At 63.3% G+C, this 19692-nt stretch carries 19 protein-coding genes; 7 read left to right on the forward strand and 12 right to left on the reverse strand.

Annotation, left to right across the window (positions count from 1 at the left end; all coding sequences use genetic code 11):
- Positions 1-266: 266 nt before the first annotated feature.
- The 3 genes from JQ46_RS03085 to JQ46_RS03095 form a co-directional block, all read right to left on the reverse strand.
- Positions 267-1103, reverse strand: coding sequence for a hypothetical protein (locus tag JQ46_RS03085; protein ID WP_034985352.1), 837 nt, complete (start codon positions 1101-1103; stop codon positions 267-269).
- Positions 1104-1190: 87 nt separating this feature from the next.
- Complete coding sequence (locus tag JQ46_RS03090; protein ID WP_034985354.1) at positions 1191-2156, reverse strand: lipoprotein; 966 nt, start codon at positions 2154-2156, stop codon at positions 1191-1193.
- Positions 2157-2294: 138 nt separating this feature from the next.
- A complete protein-coding gene (locus JQ46_RS03095) occupies positions 2295-2960 on the reverse strand; it encodes a metallophosphoesterase (RefSeq protein ID WP_034985356.1) in 666 nt (221 codons plus the stop codon).
- A gap of 124 nt (positions 2961-3084) precedes the next feature.
- Between JQ46_RS03095 and JQ46_RS03100 the strand changes: the two genes are divergently transcribed.
- From JQ46_RS03100 to JQ46_RS03110, 3 genes are read left to right on the forward strand one after another with little or no spacing between them, the layout of a single operon-like run.
- Entirely contained in the window at positions 3085-4086 is a 1002-nt protein-coding gene (locus JQ46_RS03100; RefSeq protein WP_034985357.1) for a bile acid:sodium symporter family protein, read from the forward strand.
- 21 nt (positions 4087-4107) lie between these two features.
- A complete protein-coding gene (locus JQ46_RS03105; protein ID WP_034985434.1) occupies positions 4108-5037 on the forward strand; it encodes an NADP-dependent oxidoreductase in 930 nt (309 codons plus the stop codon).
- Between the two features lie 57 nt (positions 5038-5094).
- On the forward strand, positions 5095-5748 hold the full coding sequence (locus JQ46_RS03110; RefSeq protein WP_034985358.1) for a hypothetical protein: 654 nt from the start codon (positions 5095-5097) through the stop codon (positions 5746-5748).
- A 45-nt stretch (positions 5749-5793) separates the two neighbouring features.
- Here the strand turns inward: JQ46_RS03110 and JQ46_RS03115 are convergent, their stop codons facing one another.
- A complete protein-coding gene (locus JQ46_RS03115; RefSeq protein WP_034985359.1) occupies positions 5794-6324 on the reverse strand; it encodes a hypothetical protein in 531 nt (176 codons plus the stop codon).
- A gap of 136 nt (positions 6325-6460) precedes the next feature.
- Here JQ46_RS03115 and JQ46_RS03120 point away from each other — a divergent pair, with 136 nt between their 5' ends.
- Positions 6461-8209, forward strand: coding sequence for an FUSC family protein (locus JQ46_RS03120; protein WP_237744690.1), 1749 nt, complete (start codon positions 6461-6463; stop codon positions 8207-8209).
- Positions 8210-8230: 21 nt separating this feature from the next.
- Here the strand turns inward: JQ46_RS03120 and lepA are convergent, their stop codons facing one another.
- The gene (gene lepA / locus JQ46_RS03125; protein ID WP_034985360.1) at positions 8231-10081 is read right to left on the reverse strand and encodes a translation elongation factor 4; all 1851 of its coding nucleotides are present in this window, start codon (positions 10079-10081) and stop codon (positions 8231-8233) included.
- A gap of 116 nt (positions 10082-10197) precedes the next feature.
- Here lepA and JQ46_RS03130 point away from each other — a divergent pair, with 116 nt between their 5' ends.
- From JQ46_RS03130 to JQ46_RS03140, 3 genes are all read left to right on the forward strand, one after another.
- Positions 10198-10797: a type II toxin-antitoxin system PemK/MazF family toxin gene (locus JQ46_RS03130; protein WP_034985361.1), complete on the forward strand. Its 600-nt coding sequence runs from the start codon at positions 10198-10200 to the stop codon at positions 10795-10797.
- Positions 10798-11046: 249 nt separating this feature from the next.
- Positions 11047-11310: a 30S ribosomal protein S20 gene (rpsT, locus tag JQ46_RS03135; RefSeq protein ID WP_005296442.1), complete on the forward strand. Its 264-nt coding sequence runs from the start codon at positions 11047-11049 to the stop codon at positions 11308-11310.
- A 212-nt stretch (positions 11311-11522) separates the two neighbouring features.
- The gene (locus JQ46_RS03140; protein ID WP_034985363.1) at positions 11523-12560 is read left to right on the forward strand and encodes an ADP-ribosylglycohydrolase family protein; all 1038 of its coding nucleotides are present in this window, start codon (positions 11523-11525) and stop codon (positions 12558-12560) included.
- 49 nt (positions 12561-12609) lie between these two features.
- Here JQ46_RS03140 and holA read toward each other — a convergent pair whose 3' ends face one another.
- The 7 genes from holA to nadD all read right to left on the reverse strand — a co-directional run bounded on the left by holA (position 12610) and on the right by nadD (position 19641).
- The gene (holA, locus tag JQ46_RS03145) at positions 12610-13593 is read right to left on the reverse strand and encodes a DNA polymerase III subunit delta (RefSeq protein WP_034985365.1); all 984 of its coding nucleotides are present in this window, start codon (positions 13591-13593) and stop codon (positions 12610-12612) included.
- A 34-nt stretch (positions 13594-13627) separates the two neighbouring features.
- Positions 13628-15625, reverse strand: coding sequence for a ComEC/Rec2 family competence protein (locus JQ46_RS03150; protein WP_237744691.1), 1998 nt, complete (start codon positions 15623-15625; stop codon positions 13628-13630).
- A complete protein-coding gene (locus JQ46_RS03155) occupies positions 15567-16448 on the reverse strand; it encodes a ComEA family DNA-binding protein (RefSeq protein WP_237744692.1) in 882 nt (293 codons plus the stop codon). The genes JQ46_RS03150 and JQ46_RS03155 overlap by 59 nt, the downstream gene beginning before the upstream one ends.
- Positions 16449-16599: 151 nt before the next feature.
- Positions 16600-17640, reverse strand: a complete 1041-nt coding sequence (locus JQ46_RS03160) for a DegV family protein (protein WP_034985367.1) — start codon at positions 17638-17640, stop codon at positions 16600-16602.
- Between the two features lie 3 nt (positions 17641-17643).
- Complete coding sequence (locus tag JQ46_RS03165) at positions 17644-18453, reverse strand: histidine phosphatase family protein (protein ID WP_034985369.1); 810 nt, start codon at positions 18451-18453, stop codon at positions 17644-17646.
- A 19-nt stretch (positions 18454-18472) separates the two neighbouring features.
- A complete protein-coding gene (gene rsfS, locus JQ46_RS03170; protein WP_034985370.1) occupies positions 18473-18946 on the reverse strand; it encodes a ribosome silencing factor in 474 nt (157 codons plus the stop codon).
- A gap of 56 nt (positions 18947-19002) precedes the next feature.
- The gene (nadD, locus tag JQ46_RS03175) at positions 19003-19641 is read right to left on the reverse strand and encodes a nicotinate-nucleotide adenylyltransferase (RefSeq protein WP_080719484.1); all 639 of its coding nucleotides are present in this window, start codon (positions 19639-19641) and stop codon (positions 19003-19005) included.
- Between the last annotated feature and the right edge of the window lie 51 nt (positions 19642-19692).

Genomic DNA, 19692 nt, shown 5'->3' on the forward strand with positions numbered 1-19692 from the left:
AGCCCGTTTCCGACGCTTGAACAGGGGTTTTATCGTTTGCGGGAAAAGCCTATTTAACGCGTAGCGACCTTGCAGACCGTCCACAGGGTTTTTCCAGGAAGGCACTTTAGATTAGTCCTCAGTGGTCGACAGAAAGGATTCACATACGAACGGTCATTCTCCTCTTGAAACGTCAGCAAGAAACCCCCAGGTTTTAAGTCCGCCTGGGGGTTTCTTGTTGCTGTTTTTAGCTGGAGCTCTAGGTTCCGGGCTCCGCCGCGGCCGAGCTAATTGTAGCTGGGCCTCCCGGTGGGCACGGCAGGGCTCTCGGTCATGCTGCTCAACATCTCTTCCAGATCTTCCAGGCTGTCGTCGAGCTGATCTTGGTAGTCAGACATGTCCGGGAAGTCCGAAGGCAAAGTAATGCCAGAGGGGCTGGGGAGCGAGGTCAGCGGGTTGTCTTCGTTCTGGTTCCCCGAAGTCTCTTCGTTGTTCTCGCCCGTCGTATCCGTGGCCTCGGATGTAGAGGAGCTGGGCTTATCGCCACCATCGTCGTCACTTGAGACCAGGTTATAAAGAAGCACACCGCCAACCACCAGTGCAATAAGCACCAGCAGGCCGATAACGATCTTGGCTACGTTGCCATTGCCACCCTGCCCATTGGCGCCGTTGGGGCCGGGCTGGCCGTAACCCTGACCATATCCCTGGCCGGGCTGGCCATACCCTTGCTGACCGTAACCCTGCTGACCATAACCGGGCTGGCCAAAGCCCTGTTGGCCGTATCCCTGCTGCCCATAACCCTGTTGGCCGTAGGCAGCTTGGCCGTATCCCTGCTGACCAGGCTGACCGTAGCCCTGCTGACCAGGCTGGCCATAGCCACCCTGAGGGTTAAAACCGGGCGCACCGTACCCCTGACCGCCCGTGTTCTGGTAGCCCTGCGAGTTTCCAGTACCGGAGGCTCCGAATACCTGCGTGCTCTGATCATCCTGGCGGCGGTACTGTGGGGGCTCCGCACCCGCCCCTTCCGACTTGGCTTGCCCCAAGTATTCGGTCGGGTTGTCGGCGTTCTGCCCGTCCGCGCCGTTGCCTCCGCTGTTGAAAGGGTTTTTGTCCTGTGGTGCCATTACCTAAAAACTTTCCGTGCCAGGAGCCTAGCTCAATCCTTCATGTGCCTTAGTTGCTTATGTGTCGCTGCACTTCGAGGCTTAAGACTATCGCAGGTATCCTGCTGCCGCTCGAGTATCTGCGTTCTGCACCGCACGGCCGCCCCAGGAGAAGGAGGCCACGGTGTATCCGTTGCCGAAGGAGGCCGAGGCCAAAGTCTGGCGACCGTAATCGGACCAGCCCCACTTCGTGCCGTTGACACCCGGCAGGTGCACCGTTCCCCAGTTCTGGCGGGTGCCGTCAGCCGCCACGGGGCTGGCGGTGCGCATCCAGTGCAGAACCAGGGAGCGCGGGTGGCGGATACGCAGCTTGTGCAGGAATAGAGCGGTATCCGTCGCGGATGTATAGGAGTTACCCCAGTGGGCGGCTGCACGGGTGTTGCGCAGGCCATACTCCCGGGCGATGGTGCTGATAGATCGTGGGTACTTGCGGTAGATCTTGGAGGCTGCACCGTCGTCGGAGAAGCGGATCATGCGCTCTGCCAGGTAGCGATCGGAGTTGCTGCGATCGCCGTAGCGCAGCACGTAGTCCGCCATGTACAGCTTCACGATTGATAGACCCGGGCGAGACTCATCCGCGTTCGGGGTCTTGGCAATGCCGTTATTGGTCACCACTGCCATGGAGGTGCGCGCAGGCACGTTGTGGATCGTGCGCACCTTGTAGCCGTTGTTCGGTGCCGGCCGGTGCGGTGCCGGGCGCTGCGGGGCGGAGGAACCCGGGATCTGGTTGGCGGACATTCCCAGCTGGTTCAGCGCATCCTCCACAGCCTGCGGAACCGGAGGCAACGGTGGGAGCTGCGGGAGCTGCGGCGGCGGGGGCAGCTGAACCTGTGGCATGGGCGGAAGCTGCGAGCCGGCGGGCGGACCTGCGGGCGCGGCATTCGTCGGGACGGCGAACCCTGCCACACCAATGGAGGCGGTCAGAGCCGCGGTGGCGATACCCTTTGCAGCAGAGCGTGAGCTCTTTGCCGCATGCCGCGGACGGTAGGTGTACTGGGAAAAGTCGAACGTCATAACCTCAAGTCCCGTTTATTCATGTTGTTGCGCGCCGAGAAGTTGGCGTCACCTAGAAAAGGGGCAACAAAGTGCCCCGAGCGATAAACGCACAGCATAAATATACATAAATAGATGCTTATGCACCTGCTTTGAGCGCTAGGCGTCGCGGTAAAGAAGCTCCATAACCTCTTCATAAGGGGCGGGGTGCAGACCCCACGCATCCACTCCAACGTCGACCTGACCCGGGCCGGTGATGGGTGCGGCGGAGTGCAGGTGGCCGTGAATGACGTATGGCACGTCCAGGCGTAGAGAGTCGTAGCGAGACTCCATGCCCTCGTGATCCTGACCGGGGCGCGGGAAGTGGCACAGCCAGGCAACCTCGGTATCGGCCTTCCTAGCTAGATCCTCGTTATCGGCCACTCCGTCGCCGTCCGGATCCCACGGGACCACACACTGGTAGGGCTGCACGGAATCGAAAACCTCCAGGAAGCGGCGCTGCCGCTCGGCGCTGTTGGCGTGCAGCGGATGGCAGGAGTCGTGGTTGCCGGCGATCAGGTGAACGGTGACGTCCAGGCCAGAAAATGCCTCGGCCAGCAGGTCCAGCGCTCGTTCTTCCTGTGGACCCCACCCAGAGGAAATATCGCCGAGAACCCACAGCGTGTCGCCCGGAGCCAGGGCGCTGGTGAGGTTGCTCAGAATCGTTGCGTCGTGCCGCTCGACGTCCGCGTCGATTTCTCCGCTGGTGCCGTAGCCGCGTAGTTCGGCGACGAAGGGATGACCAAGGTGCAGGTCGCTGGTGAACCAGGTGCGGGGTTGATTCATTGGTCACTCCTTCTGTTGGGCGCAAGCCGTTAGAACCACTCTAACTAATCTCCCCACCCCCGTTCACGGCAGGCTTTTTCGGCGAATTTCATACTTTGAGACTACCGTCTCATATACTGGTCACATGACGACCGAAGAGAAGAACACCGAAGCGCCCCAAAACGGCGCGGAAAACACTAAAGCCACCAATGCCGCCAATGCCTCTGAGGAACGCTCCGCCACCATTGCCGTGTGGGCCTTCCCCGCATTCATCCTGATCGGCGCCGGCCTTGCACTGGCCAGCCCGGACACCTTCACTCCCCTGGCGGCGCACATCTCCACGATGATCGCCATCATCATGCTGTGCATGGGCCTCACGCTGACGCTGCCGGACTTCGCACTGGTCATCAAGCGCCCCATGCCGATCTTCATCGGCGTGCTGGCACAGTTCGTCATCATGCCGCTAGGCGCGGTGGCCGTTGCCAAGCTGCTGGGGCTGAACCCCATGCTGGCGGTCGGCCTGCTGATGCTGGGTTCCGTCCCGGGCGGCACTACTTCCAACGTGGTTTCATACCTGGCCAAGGGCGACGTCGCCCTGTCCGTGACCATGACCTCCGTCTCCACGATCCTCTCCCCGATCGTCACCCCGGTGATCATGCTGCTGCTCGCCGGCGAGGAAACCCCGGTGGACGGCGCCTCCATGGCGTGGAGCCTGGTCCAGACCGTGCTGCTGCCCGTCATCGGCGGCCTGGTCATCCGTGTGATCTTCGACCGCATCGTTCAGTTCTTGCTGCCGGTCCTGCCGTGGCTGTCCATCATCGCCATCGGTGGCGTGGTCTTCCCCGCCGTGGCCAAGTCTTCGGAGACCCTGATGAACGTCGGCGTAACCGTCCTGGTCGCTGTCATCATCCACAACACCATCGGCTACATCCTGGGCTACTTCGCCGCCCGCGCTACCGGCGAAACCCCCGCTGTGTGCCGTACCACCGCCATCGAGGTCGCCACGCAGTCCGCTGGCCTGGCCTCGGGCATGTCTGGCAAGTACTGGGCCCCGGAGGCCGCCATCCCCGGTGCGGTCGCCGCCGTGTGGCACAACATCTCCGGCGCTCTGTTCGCTTTCCTCATGCGCCGCTTCGCCAAGAACTAGCGGATCCCTACCATGGGGTTCATGCGTATCTTCGGCTTTGAATCCTTCGGCGGCCCCGAGGTCACCCGCTTCCTCGACGTCGCCGACCCCACCTGGCAGCCCGGCAGCGTGCTGATCCGCCCCACGGCGATCAGTCTGAACCCCGGCGACATTAAAGTGCGGAACGGCCAACGCCAGGGCTCATTCCCGGTCTCCTTCCCCATGGCCATGGGCCGCGAGGCCGCCGGAATCGTCGTCGAGGCCGACCCTTCCACCGGGTTTTCGCCAGGTGATCGCGTCTTTGGCTCGGCTTTCTCCAGCACTGGTGCTGCGAGTGATTCTTTTGTTCTTTTGGACGCCACCTCGACCGCAGCTATCCCCAGCGGTGTAGAGGCCACGGATGCGGCCTGCCTCCCCGCGGCTGCTGGGACCGCCTACGACGCTTTGGCAGAACTGTACAACCTGGAAACCTGGCCGGATGAGGGCGCCCGTCTGCTGGTGATCGGCGCGGGTGGTGGCGTGGGCACGCATGCCCTGCAGTTAGCGCGACATTTCGACATTGAGGTCATCGGCATCGCCAGCGCCCGCAAGAAGATACTGGTAGAGCGCCTGGGGGCGCGGTTTATGGATACCGCGGAGCTAGGCAAGACCGGTTCCCACGTCACCGTTCCGCCGGTGGACGGCATCCTGGACCTCGTCGGCGGCGGGGTCTTGGAGGGGCTGGCGCATCTTGCACCAGAGGGCGCGATCCGCAGCGCTGCCGACAAGCAGCTGGCCGCCCGCCTGGGCGGTAGCGGCATCACTCGAGTCCGCACCCAGGAGCGTTTCGCGGAGCTCGCCCGCTTGGTGGCGGACGGCGCGATGCGTCCGGTGATCGGCAGAGAGCTGCCCTTCAGCGCCGCCGCCGAAGGCTACGAGGAAGTCGAGTCGGGCCACGCACTGGGGAAGGTCGTTCTCACTGTGAATGACTAGCGGAAGCGCTAGGCTTCTTCATTAATACGACTCTTTTCTTTACTTAAGGGAGTTTTCATGAAGCGCATGTCTGCCCTAGCCCTATTCACCGTCGCCGCGATGAGTTTAAGCGCCTGCGGATCTGAAGATTCCAACGATGCCGCCGACTCCAGCAGCTCCGCTAACGCCTCTGCACAGCAGGATTCGGCAGCTAAGGATGAGGCCTCTAAAAAGGACGACAAGGCAGACGAAACCACGCGTGCAAAGTCCACCAAGAAGCCCGGCCCCAACCCCACGGTCCCGGGAGCGAGCGACCAGGCCCCTGAGCCCTCACCAGGCGATGGCTCGAGCTCCGAGCCCCGCAGGAACGCAAGGACAACCCCCAGCAAAGTCGGAGGGGCTTGCGGAACCACTGCGGAAGGCGCCAAGCTCAAAGCGCACGAAGCAACCTCGTGCGAGTTCGCGCAAGCGATCTACCAGACTGCGTTGAAGACTAAGTTCGAACTTTTTGCCTTGAGTCCTGATGCGACGCCAATACCTCGCGCCTCTATTAGCGTCACCAGTCCGGTAAACAACGAATCTTACGACCTGAAGTGCACCATCGGCTCCGCTAACACCGATATGGACTGCATCGATCAAAGCGACCGCTCTGTAGGTGTAAGCGTCGGATTCCCCAACGCCGGTTATCTCCATCGCGCGATGCCGCAGGTGCTGGCTCTATATAACAGCTAGTCGCCCTCGTCCCGACCCCTGCACCCTTCACGGTTCAGGCGGCAGCTAGGCAGGGGTCAGCGCGCCGGCAGTAGCGATCACCGCGAACTCCGCGATCCAGATCCACAGCCAGGGGCGCTTCGGTAGTAATGGCAGCTCCTCTGCCAGTGAAGGCCGCGCGAAGATGGACTGTGTCGCCGAGTCGAAGGATTCCCACACTTCCCGGTAGTCGGATTCCGTGGCAGCCCACTGCCGAACAGCCTTGGTATCTCGGTTGTTCGCATAAATCCAAAACGATGCCGGTCCGGCAAACATAAGGCAGTAGAGCACCGCCAGGAAGATCCTTAAGGCACCCTCGACGCCCTCCATCGAGCCGGATAGGATCCCGAACAGCATCATCGCACCCAGGATCAATGCCAGCCAGGCCGCGATCTTCTTCGCAGTGCTCGGGCGGTACTTCGACAACCGAATGCGACGAGCTTCCAGATCCTGCTCTTCGGATGTACGCACGACCTGCCCATCATGTGGATCCTCGTCGGGCATCCAGCCAGCCAGATAATCCTTATCCTGCGGGCGCTGCGGGTCCTTGTAACTCATGGATCTCAGTGTAGGCATTGCGCCGGACAACCCACAGTTCATTGTTCGATTTCGAGGGCTACACTGTGAATGTCCCTATGACTGTCCCAATGGACGTCCTATTTCGCCGACGCATAAGAGGAAACATACAGACGCAGTGAGCCAAACCAGCCCCGACCATCAGCCCTCCTCGCCATCACCGCTGTCCCCTAAGCCCCCGCGCAACCCCGCGGAGTTCCCCATCCCCCAACGCCCGAGCGCTTGGGAACTGTTCAGTACCTTCAACTCAAAGGCCTCGGGCTGGGCTGGTGGACTGCGAGCCGCACTGTCGTTGCTGATCCCCGGCACTATCGCATGGTCGTTGGGCCACACCGATGCGATGTTGCTAGTTGCTGGAGGAGCGTTCACCGTCATCTACGGCGGCAATCTGCCGTACCGCATCCGCCTGAAGGTGATGGCGTTCTCCGCCGTCCTGCTGGCCGCCTGCCCCACCATCGCCGCTTGGCTGGGCAAGATGATGTGGGAGCACATGGATTCCGGCGGCTCGCATTGGTGGCTACTCATCGCCGGCGTGTACTGCACCTTCCTCTCCGGCGTGTTCACCTACGCACAGAACGCACTGCGCCTGCCGCCACCGGGCGGCTTCTTCATCGTCATGGTCTCCGGCGGTGCCACGATGATCGCCCGCAACGACCTCAACCCGCTAGCCATCGGCGGTTGGGCCTTGTTCGGCGCATTCGTCGCCATCATCGTGGGCATGTTCCCCGCCCTGTTTAATCCGCGCGGCCCCGAGCAGCAGGCCATTCGCACCCTTAACAACGCAGTAGCAGACTTCGCTGAAGATCCAAGCCCCGGCAACTACTACCTGGCCCGCACTTCCCTCTCCGAGGCGTGGACCACGCTCATGGGCGCGGGCATCGTCTCCGGTGGCAGGGTCATCCGCGAGTCGCAGCGCGACCTGGTGGTGCAGGTGCAGCAGGCCCGCCAAAAACTCATGTCCGCCAGCGCGCACTCAGGCTACGTGGATACGGACGAGGACTTCTCCGATACCAACGGCATGGTCGACCCCACCCGCACCGCAATCCCACACCACAAGCCTTCGGTGAAGTACCGCTTCGGCCGTTCACTCAATATCCACAGCCATGCGGAGCTCAGCATGGAAAAGGTAGTGCTGGCCAGCCTGGTCTCTTGTGCCATCACTATCTGGTTGGGCCTGGACCGTCCCGACTGGGGAGTGATCACCGCCCTGCTGATCCTGCAATGGGGTCCGGAGAAGATCCCCGGTACCGTTCGCGGCGTCCACCGTCTCTTGGGCTCCATCCTGGGCATCGGCCTGTTCGCCATCGCCCATGCCTTCCAGATCGGTGGCCTCCCCCTGCTGTTCTTGCTGGCCGCCTGCCAATTCGCCGCCGAGTTTTTCATCGTCAAGAACTATGCGTTCACCGTCATCTTCACCACCCCCATGGCGCTGATGATGGGCAACTCTCTCGACCGCCCGCTCGGCGACGTGGTGATCGACCGCCTCGCCGAGGTGTGTATTGCGGTTATCTGCTCGTTTATCTTCTTGTGGCTGTGGCGTACTACGTCGGACGCCCACTACCACCGCCGCCTTGCAGGCCACTGCGAAGCGGCAATGGGTGCCCTGCTGGGCGCCTTGCTGATGAACCCGCCAGACCGCGCGCTCTACGCACGCCGCGATCTGCAGTTCGAGCTGCTCAGCGAGCGCAAACACATGATGAAGATGATCAACAACAACTCGCCCTATGCCCGCAGCATGTGGGCCAGGCACAACCAGCTGCAGCTCACCGGCTATACCCTGCTGGATTATTGCAACGCCCACGCGGACGAGGAGCTCTCCTTAAGCGAGATCAACCGCCTGGCCGCGGCGGTGCGCCAGCTCGGCTGAGCCTAGTGGGCGTCAATAGACCTAGTCGGCGTCAGTAGACAGAGCAGCGACGAAGGCCTCCTGCGGAACAGAAACCGAACCAATGGCCTTCATGCGCTTCTTGCCTTCCTTCTGCTTCTCCAGCAGCTTGCGCTTACGCGACACGTCGCCGCCGTAGCACTTGGAAAGAACGTCCTTGCGCAGGGCGCGGATGTTCTCGCGGGCAATGATCTTGGAACCAATGGCGGCCTGCACCGGCACTTCGAACTGCTGGCGCGGGATGAGCTCCTTGAGCTTCACGGTCATCTTGTTGCCGTACCAGTGGGCATTCTCGCGGTGGACAATAGCGCTGAACGCGTCCACCGGCTCGCCCTGCAGCAGGATGTCCACCTTCACCAGGTCGGCCAGCTGCTCGCCGGCTTCCTCGTAGTTCAGCGAAGCGTAGCCCTTGGTGCGAGACTTCAGCTGGTCGAAGAAGTCGAAGATGATCTCACCCAGAGGCATGGTGTAGCGCAGCTCCACGCGGTCCTCAGAGAGGTAATCCATGCCGCCCATCTGCCCGCGCTTGGACTGGCACAACTCCATCGTCGCGCCCAGGAACTCCGCAGGCACAATGACGGTCATCTTCACGATCGGCTCGTAGATCTCGCGCATCTTGCCGCCCGGCCAGTCCGAAGGGTTGCGCACCATTACCTCGCTACCATCCTCCTTGACCACGCGGTACACCACGGAAGGAGCGGTGGAGATCAGGTCCAGGTCGAACTCGCGCTCCAGGCGGGCGCGGGTGATCTCCATGTGCAGCAGGCCCAGGAAGCCACAACGGAAGCCAAAGCCCAGAGCCACGGAAGTCTCTGGCTCGAAGGTCAGGGAGGCATCGTTGAGCTGCAGCTTCTCGATAGCCTCGCGCAGGTCCGGGTACTGGTCGGCACTGATCGGGAACAGGCCGGAGTACACCATCGGGGTCGGCTCCTGGTAGCCCTTCAGCGGGGTTTCCGCGCCGTTGACGGCCCAGGTGATCGTATCGCCCACCTTGGACTGACGGACGTCCTTCGCACCGGTGATGATGTAGCCGACCTCGCCCACTCCCAGGCCCTTGGTCTTCGTTGGCTCCGGGGAAACCACGCCGATCTCCTGAGTCTCGTGGGTCGCGCCACTGCTCATCATCTCGATCTTCTGGCGGGATTCCAGCCGGCCGTCCATCATGCGTACGTAGGTCACCACACCGCGGTAGATGTCGTACACGCTGTCGAAGATCATGGCACGGGCGGGGGCATCGGCATCGCCGACCGGAGCGGGAACCAGCTCGCACACCTTATCCAGCAGCTCGGATACGCCCTCGCCGGTCTTGCCGGATACGCGCAGCACGTCCTCTGGCTCGCAGCCGATGATGTGCGCGATCTCCAGGGAGTACTTCTCCGGATCTGCCGCGGGCAGGTCGATCTTGTTCAGCACCGGGATGATTTCCAGGTCGTTTTCCATCGCCAGGTACAGGTTCGCCAGCGTCTGCGCCTCGATGCCCTGGGCTGCGTCGACCAGCAGGATGCAACCCTCACACGCTTCGAGGGCGCGGGAGACCTCGTAGGTGAAGTCCACGTGACCAGGCGTATCGATCAGGTGCATCACCAGTTCTTCGCCCGCGTGCGCACCTGTCTTCGGCACCCAGGGCAGGCGCACGTTCTGCGCCTTAATCGTGATACCGCGTTCGCGCTCGATGTCCATGTTGTCGAGGTACTGGTCGCGCATGTCGCGATCCTCGACCACGCCGGACATCTGCAGGATACGGTCGGCCAGTGTGGACTTGCCGTGGTCGATGTGGGCAATGATGCAGAAGTTGCGGATCCTCTCTGGGTCCGTAAACGTCTCTGTGGCGTAATTCTTCTGCTTGGCTGCCATTTGCCCTCCTCTTTCGCTTATGCGTAACCCTACTATGCATCGGCCCAGAAGTAGCAGACGGGGTTTAGCTGCGAACCTTATTACTGTGCGCACGTGGTTCGGGTAATCTGTCACCTATGGCTGGTTCCGAAGGAAGTGTTGTGGATGTGACGCCCCCACGGGGGAAATCCCGCAATCCCATTGGGGCCATCAAGGGGTTCTTCCAGCGTTTTTATATCCGCCGTTTCACGCGTAGGCAGGCTCTGAAGCGCGGCATCGCGGAGCTAAATGCCCATCTTGGGATGGGCGCGGAGTACGCCGGCTTGGCGGGTGACCGGGACGAAACCATCAAAACCGCCAGCCGCGAGCTCGCTCGCCCCGTCACTTATATTCCGGACATGGATGGGCAGGCGGATGCTGGTGAGGTCGTGTGGGCAGACATCCGCCCGAAGAAGGGCGTGCCCCCTGAGCGGCGCGCGGTGCTTGTGGTCGGGCGCAAGAGCCACCGGCTTCTCACCCTGCTGATTTCCTCCCGCGAGGAGTACGCTGATCAGCCGATCTGGGTTCCCATCGGCACCGGGCCGTGGAGCTCCGGCGCGGACCGCGATAGCTGGGTGCGTATAGATAAGGTGCTGCAGGTGCCGGAATCCCACATCCAACGCCGCGGCATTCCGCTACCCTCCCGCCGCTTCGATCGGGTCGCCAACGTGCTGCGCCAGGAGTACGGCTGGGGCTAAAAAGCCCCGCCCGGAGCTTTTTGCCTTTTCTTTACCCCTGCTGCTAACATTTCCCGAGTTCACAGTGCTGCTCATAGCAGCCACTCGCACTATCCACTAGTGCAGCGCCGTTGTTGAGACGCACTGCGAGGCCACGCCGCATCCCACAGGACCTTGGGTGGGGTGTTAGAGACCGCGCGGCCACGGCGGGAGTCCGCTCCCCTGAACAGATTTTTTCCGAAGACTTTTTGAAAGAAGAGGCACGCCACCATGGCAAACATCAAGCAGCAGAAGAAGCGCGTTCTCACCAACGAGATCGCTCGCAAGCGCAACCAGGCTATCCGTTCCCGCCTGCGCACCGAGACCCGCAAGTTCAACGCCGCCGTGGAGGCTGGCGACAAGGAGGCCGCTGAGGCTCAGCTGCGCGTCGCTTCCCGCTTCTACGACAAGGCCGTCACCAAGGGCACCATCCACCGCAACAACGCGGCAAACAAGAAGTCCGGCATGGCCGCTCGCTTCAACAAGATGGCCTAAGGTTTATCCGGAGATTCTCCAGCCGGCACTTGCCTGAATCGAGGCCCGCACCCTTCTACAGAGGTTGAGACGTTGCGTCACAAAGCAACAACAGCAACAACCTCCCCCGGGTGCGGGTTTTCGTTATGCCCTAAGCTTAAGAGCTAGATCAAGGGCTGTTACAGCCTCAGCTGATCGCTGCTAATGACTTTTCAAAGGAGTTCGACAAAGGGATGAAGGATCGCTTCCGCTCAGCCCTACTCGGCACCGCCCTGGGCGATGCGTGGGGCTACCCGTACTTGAACGAGCCGCAGCCCGACCGCACCCCGCTACCCGATTCGCTGGTGATCAGCGACGCTACGCAGATGACCCTGGCTCTGTGCGCCGCGATGGCGGAGATCGACGACGGGGACCTGGACCGCGAAGAGGGCATGCAGGCCATCGGCCAGCACTTCATCAACTACCACGGCGACCGGGACTACGACCGCCACCCCGGCGCGTCGAACACCGAGTCTCTGGAGCGGCTGAGCCTGCTCGGGGCGGAGCACTGGGACGATGTGGCTACTCACTCGGGCGGCTCCGGTGCCGTAATGCGCGTGGCGGCCAGTGCTTTGCTTGCTCCCGCTGATGAGGGCGTGGGCTGGTCCGTCCTGCAGGGCATCTTGACTCACGACTCAGGCGTGGCTCGCGCGGCATGCGCCATGGTGGCCTGCATGCTGGCTGCTAAGAAGGGCACCCGCCTGCTTGACGTCGCAGAGGGCTTGGCCGGCGATGAGAACTTCGATAACGATAGCCTGCTGACCAACGAGGAGAAGCTGGACATCCTCACGGACCTGGACGAAGCTCTGATTACGGATCTGACCGGCCCCGACGTTCCGTTGAGCGAGCTGATCTCGCGCGTCAGCGCCGTCCACGAGCACCTCACCCCATTCCTGCAGCAGGGCGACTTTGAGGAGCTCTACCGCAACAGCGGCAAGTTTGTGCAGATTCTGGGCCGTGGGTGGGACGCTGGCTCCTGCACCGCCTCCGCCCTACTGCTGGCGCAGCTGTACCTGGATAATCAGGATCAGTACGCCCCGCACGACTTCCTGCACGTTGCCGTGAACTGGCCGGGCAATCGCAACACTCGCGCGTCGCTGACCGGCGCGCTGATCGGCTCTCATCTAGAGGGTGGCGTGGCCGCGTGGGAGGAAACCCGCGAGTACGATTTCGAGTCTCGTTACGACGACGCGGTGCACTGCGGCGTGTGGAAGGGCTTTAACGCCCGCTAGCGCCGTGCCAGCTGCGCTATCTGCGCGCTGTCTGCCCGCCAGCACTGCGCTATCTGCGCGCTGTCTTCCCGCCAGCGACGTAGGCGATTTTCCGCACCGCGTCTTCTACCGCGAAGTCGGGGTCGGCGCTGTGGCCCTTCACGCCCGCATCGAGCTCCGCGGTGATCTGCACCGCCTGCGCGATCATGGGGGTGTTCCAGCGCCGGGCGGTGCGGATCGTCTTGTCCAGTTTCCACGGCGCCATGCCGAACTTCGCCGCATCTCGGCGAGAGTTGATGTTGCCCGCGCCCGCTACCTTCGCAATGTCTGCGATCCCGGTGCTCAATGCGCTGGCCAGCAGCACCGGCGCCACGCCCAGCTGTAGCGCCCGGCGCGCCAGCGCCACCGCGGCACGGACGTTTCCGGCGATGGCATAGTCGGCTACTTCAAAGCCGCTGACCTCTGCCTTGCCCTGGTAGTAGCGCTTCACCGCTGCGGCGTCCACGTGGCCGTCCGTATCGGCGATTAGCTGGCTGATGGCGCCGGCCAGCTGGCGCAGGTCGCTGCCCACCACATCCAGCAGCAGTTCGCACACTTCGCGGGTCACGCGCGCGCCCTGGCTGCGGAATTCTTGGTCGATGAAGGCCAGCTGCTCGCGGCCCTTGAGCGCCCCGGCTTGGAATACCACCGCGCCGAGTTTCGGCCAGCTATCCACCAGCTTCTTGTTGCGCCCCTTACCGGTGTGCACGATGATCAGCACCACCCCGTCGGCTGGGTCTTTGATGGCTTGTTCCAGCAGCCCGACGATCTCCTTGCCCGTATCCTCCACGCCCGTGACGACCACGATGCGATCTTCGGCGAACAGGCTGGGGCTTAGCAGTTCAGCCAGTTCAGGTGCACTGAGTTCCGAGGCTTTGCGCATCTCTACCGGCAGGTTTGGGTCTCCGCTGGCGGCCCGCGCTTGGTCGACGATGGCCTGCCTGCGCCGTTCGGCCAGGAAGTCGTCGTCGCCGACGATCAGGTTGATGGGTGCGGGGGGCTCGGGGCGGTTCATGGGTTCGATCTTGCCAGATTGGCGGGCGCGACTTCTAACGGATCTCCACCTTGTCCTTACACGGGTAGTACACGGGCACCCCGTTGGGCATAAAGCTGGGCCTGCCGTGCGGTTTCCCGCACTGCGTCACGATCACCGCCACCTGTTGTGTTCCCCCTTTCTCCGCCACGGCTGCGTCGATCGCTTGTAGCTGCCGCATCGCCTGATCGTCGTCGCGAACTTGAAACACTGCCTTGCCGTCTAGGTCCACTGGCCCTGTCTTGATTGCTGCGGATACGTGTGGTTTTTCTAGTTTTATGACGCCCCCTCGTCCCCATACCCCCAGCATCAGCATCCCGCACACAAGCGTGGCCCAGCCCCACCGGAGTGTGCGCCAGTAGCGGGCGTAGCGGACGCTCGCCAGCACTACAGCCAACAGGGCGCTGGCGATGCCCGCCCATGCCCATCCGCCTGGGGTGGCAAGCATGGGCGCGCCAGACCCCGTGCGGGCCACCTGCAGTACCCATGCCGCACACGGCACTGCTGGGGCGACGATGATCTTGGCCAGCAACATCGTCACCGGTGGGTAGATCGCCGCCAACAGTGCTGCCCCGAGCCCAAGAACGGTGATCACTGGAACCACCGCAGTCACCGCCAGGTTGCAGATCACCGCGACCAGGGAGACTTTCCCCGTCATGTGGACGATGATCGGGATGGTCACCAGATCCGCTGCGATCGCCACGAGGACCATGCGCACCACCATCGCCTGCAGCTGGGTGGGTCGCTCGTGCACGGGCAGCCAGGGAATCAGCGGCATCCTAGCCAGCACGGCTTTTGACCACCAAGGCAGCACCACCACGATGCCCGCCGTTGCCGCCACAGAGAGCACGAAGGCGTAGCTTATGGCCATGCCTGGGGAAAGCACCATCAGGACAATGATGGCCGCACTCAGGGAGGCGATGATGTCCGTCCAGCGCGCCGAGGCCACCGCCACCAGCCCGACGCTGCCCATGATCGCCGCTCGCAGCACACTGGGTTCCGGGCCGACCAGCAGCACGAAGGCCACCAGAGCGCCGGCTGCCACCAGCAGCCTGGTGAGGCGCCCCGCCCGGCAGGCCGTGGCCAGCACCAATGCGGTTCCGGTGACTACCGCGACATTGGATCCAGAAACCGCGCTGAGGTGGCTTAGCCCAGTGACGGTGAACTGATTGCGCAGAGTGGAGTCCTGCATGCTGACGTCCCCCAACACCATGCCGGGCAGGATCTTCCCGGCTTCCCACGGCAGGTCAGCGCACAGCGCGTGGAAGCCTTCACGCAGCCAGGCGGTGACGGCCCATATACCTTCCGGCTCGGTGATGTTCTCCGGCGCGCGGGTGGCGGACAGGGTGACCGGAACCATCTCCGCCCCGCGGGATGGGCGCAAGGTGGCGGCAATGTCGAAGCTCATGCCGGGTCGTAGAGCCGTGAAGTCGCCGGCGCCCACTGTGCCTCCGTCTGCAGCTCCGGCTCCAGCTTCTGCCCCGGCCAAATCGGGGCGTAGAAAAAGCGGCACCTCCCCCAGGCTGTCGACGTCCACGGGAACCAACACCGTGCCCTCCGCGACTTGTTTCGGCAGGCCCGCCACCGTTACCCGCTGCTGCACACCGCCTGCTTGAGTGGAGAGGTCTTGCAGTAGCGGCTGGGCGTCAATAAGAAAGATCCGCCACCACGTGCCCAGACCCACCGCGCTGGCGACAGCTCCAACAGTCGCAACGCTGCGCGCGAGAAGGCGGCACCACGGGGCTCCGTAACTGCGGCGGGCGTGCCACCACCACGCGGCGCTGGCGAGCGTGATGAGTCCTCCTCCGACAAGCGGCCAAACGCTACGGGTGAGGATGATCGCGGCGGCGATGAGCCAACACCCGAGCGCGACGGGGACAAGCCGCAGATCAACACCGCGGGCTTGGGTGACGGCTTCCGGACTGAACGGCTCCGGCGCGCCCAACGCCAGCGAGCTAGATTGTGACGGCATCGCGCATCGCTTCGAACTTCGCCGGGCCGATGCCTCGGACATCCAGGAGCTGCTCGATACTGGTGAAGGGGCCGTTGGATTCTCGCCAAGCGATGATGGCTTCGGCGGTGGCTGGGCCGATGCCGCTGATGGTCTCCAGCTGCGCGGCGTCGGCGGTGTTGAGGTTCACTTTGCCGTCTGCGCCGTCTGCGCCGTCGGGCTTACCTCCGTTCGTTGCTGACCCGCTGCCTGTCCCACCAGGTTTCGTCCCGTCCGCACCTGCGCCTCCGGCTCCACCCGGCGCGGCTTGCGTTCCCCCGGCGTAGACCACGCGCGAGCCACGATCATCCACCACGATCTGCATGCCATCGCTGACCGGCTCCGCCAGATTGATGCCCAGCACGACCGCCTTAGGCAAACCGCCACCTGCGGCTTCTATGGCCTCGCCCACCCGGGTGCTCGCCTGCACCCGAAGCAGCCCTGGGTGATGCACCATACCCTGCACACTCACCACTACTTCCTGGTTATCGTCCTGCTCGTTAGCCTGGCCATCGTCCCCCGCTTTGGCTTCCCCCGTGCCAGTTGCCGCCGCTACGCCACCGCCACCTGCTTCTGCGGTTCCACCGCGTATCCCAGGCGCGTTAGTGCTCGCCAGCATGTCGGCGCCGCCCGCTCCCACCCCATCGTCCGGGTCTTGCCGTTGGCACGCGAAGAACGTGACGCTGATGAGGACAGCCACGACCACCGTGACGATAAGCCCCCTGGATGCCGTGCTGCCTATGACCGTGTGCGTGTCTAGGTCAACGTTGGCGAGCTCATGCTCCGGCATGGGCTGGGCTAAAGCCTCGGCGCGGGCGCGGACCTTGTCAGCAGAACTCTGCCTCATACGTCGTGTGGACATGCGCCGATCAGAACATGTCTAGCGGACTACTGACCGCCGGATACCACAGCTGGAAAGTCAAAACTCCAGGAAGCTGTGGAAAACCCCTCCCCTGTGGATAACCGGCGAGTAGAAGCTCCCTGTAGCCCCTCCTGAGTTACTCGGTGTCGCTGCTCTCTGCGCCGTTATCCTCGGCCTTCTCGCCGTTCGCCCCGGATGTTTCGGGTGCATCGGGCGCCTCTGCAGTCTCGGCGGACTTATCCGCCGCTGCTTCGGTCGCCTCGGCGTTCTCCGCCGTACCTCGCAGCGTCGCCGCCACACCCAGTGCCCCCTGCCCCACGTGCAGCTGAAGGACCTCCGGAATGCTCACGATACTGACCTCTACCTGTGGCAAGGACTTCCACGTCTCTATTCGAACCTGCCTGCGCAGCGAGTGCGGGCGCGGCTCCGGCGGCTCGGTTGGGGCCTCCAGCTGGTTCAGCTGCTCAATCATCTCCCCCAGCCGCGCAGATAGATCCACTGCCTGGTCCTCGGCATCACTGTGGTGCACGGCAATCTGCACGTCACGCGGGTTGCCCTTGCCCGCCACGGCCTCGTCGATCACCAGTCGGCGCACCAGATCCACCACGCGATCCATCGCCTTGACCTGGGTACGGGTCTTCGCCGCCAATGTCAGCTTGCCCTCGGTCACCTGCAGAATCGGCTTAATCGCCAGCGTAGAGGTCAGCAGCGCCTGCCCCACCGACAGGCGCCCGCCCTTGCGCAGCACGTCCAGCTGGTGGACGTACAGCCACAGGGAGGAGTTCTTCAGTGACTCCTCGGCCACCGCCACCACGGTGTCCAGGTCCGCTCCGTCGCGCGCGGCCTCGGCGGCGCTCAGCGCGGCAAAGCCCAGCACCATGCCGATGCTCTTGGTATCCAGAACCTTCACCTGGCCGTCGAACACTCCCGCCGCCACGCACGCATTCGCATACGTTGCGGACAGCTGCTTGGAAAGGTGCAGCGCCAGCACGCCAGCATCCCCGCCGCGCTCCATCAGGCGGGCGTAGCTCGCGGTCAGCTCCAGGCTGCTCAGGCTCGAGGTCGTCTGTTCTTCCCCTTCACCCTCCACGTGCAAGTCCAGCACAGTGATGCCGGCCTTCTCCGCAACCTCCTTCGTCAGGCAGCAGGAGGAATCGGTGACGATCTGGACAGTCACTACCTACCTACCTTCGCTGGGGTTGTGCGGGTTGGAGCGGGTGGCGTCATTACCAAAAGAGCTAGGGGCAGCACCTGGAAGGGCACCCTCGTCCGGGCTTGCGTCGGTGGCCACGCCCAAGTTCCAGCCCTCCAGGTGCCACTGCGGCAGCTTCCACCAGTCGGCGCGGCTGGAAGGCACCAGCGGCACCGTGCTTCCGTCGACGGCCACCGGAGTGGTGCCCGTCGCCTCGCCAGTAAAACGTGGGCGTGCCAACAGTTGCGACCAGCAGGCATTGCCCAGGCCGGTGAACACCGGGTAGTAGCGCACCGGAAGGTCCAGCAGGCGGGCGGTAAGCGCACCGATCGTGCCACCGTGGGCGACGATCATCACGTCGCCGTCGTCGAAGATATCGGTAGCCATGATCTCCTCGATCACGGCGTAGGCGCGCTCGGCGACCTCCAGGCGCGTCTCGCCACCCGGAGGAGCCCACTGGGGATCGTGGCGCCAATACGCTCGCTGGCCTGGGAAATCGCGGTCTACCTCTTCGCGCGAGGCCCCCTGCCACTGCCCCAGGTCCGTCTCCCGCAGGCGGGTATCGGTGGTCACCTCACAGCCGAAGGGCTCGGCCAGGATCAGCGCCGTATCGTAGGCACGCTTAAGGTCGCTGGCGATCACCCGCGCGATGCGCTTATCCCCCAGCATCTGCGCGGTGACCTTGGCCTGCTGCACACCCACCGGGGACAGGTCAGTATCCAGCTGTCCCTGCATACGCCCCGTGGCGTTGTACTCCGTCTGTCCGTGACGGACCAAAAAGACCCTGCGCTCGCCCATGGTGAAGACTTATCAGCTTTTACAGCTCGTCGGCGTCCGGGGCAGGGCCGGCCAGCGGCAGGTCGTCGATGCTGGTGGCTTCCAGAACATCTACCTCTGCATCGGCGGCCCAGTTACTTCCACGGTCTACCTGCTCCACGCCCTCGACCTCGATCTGCGGGGCATCGCGCCACAGGCGGTCTAGCGCGTAGAACTCGCGCTCTTCCTTACGCTGCACGTGCACCACAACACTGCCGTAATCCAGCAGCACCCAGTGGCCCTCACCGCGGCCCTCGCGGCGGGTTGGCTTGGGCCCGTCCTGGCCCACCTCGTACTCCACCTCGTCGACGATGGAGTTCACCATGCGCTCGTTATCTCCGCTGACGATGACGAACACGTCCGTAATGGCCAAACGGTCCGAGACATCGAGGACCAGGATGTCCTCCCCCAGCTTCTCGGCCGCTGCGCGTGCCGCCACTCCGGCGAGCGCGATCGAATCTGCAGTAGCAGTCAAAAAATTTCAGCCCTTCATAATTGGTTTAAAACACATCCAGTTTAGCAACCCGCCAGCTATTCGCTGGGAACGTACATGCCGTGCTTGGCGATGTACTGCACCACGCCATCGGGCACCAGGTACCACACGGGTCGGCCATTCGTCGCCCTCTCGCGCACGTCGGTGGAACTGATGGCCATGGCGGGAATCTCCACCAAGGACAGGCGCCCGGCGGCGACTTCCTGCGATAGCGGATCGTCGCTGCCCTCGTCACCCTTCGGCAGTTCATAGCCGGGGCGGGTAACACCCACGAAGTGCGCCAGGTCGAAGATCTTCTCCCAATCCCGCCAGGTCACGATCTTCTGCAGTGCGTCGGCGCCGGTAATGAAGAACAGCTCGGCCTCTGGGTACTGGGTGCGAATGTCCGCCAGGGTGTCCACGGTGTACGTATCCCCGCCGCGGTCAATATCCACCCGGGAGACCAAGAAACGGGGGTTCGAGGCTGTGGCGACGACCGTCATCAGGTAGCGGTCCTCCGCCGCAGAAACCTGCTTGTGCTTTTTCTGCCATGGCTGGCCGGTGGGCACGTAGATCACCACATCCAGGTCGAACAGGTCCGCGACCTCACTGCCGGCCACCAGGTGCCCGTTGTGGATGGGGTCGAACGTGCCGCCCATGATGCCAACCCGGGTGGGCTGTGTGGTGGTGTTCTGCACTGTTGATTCTGCCTTTTCTTTCTCCGGGCCGTCTGCGGTCTTTATATTGAC

Origin of the sequence: Corynebacterium jeikeium (assembly GCF_000738175.1) — a bacterium.
GTDB classification, from domain to species: Bacteria; Actinomycetota; Actinomycetes; order Mycobacteriales; family Mycobacteriaceae; genus Corynebacterium; species Corynebacterium jeikeium_C.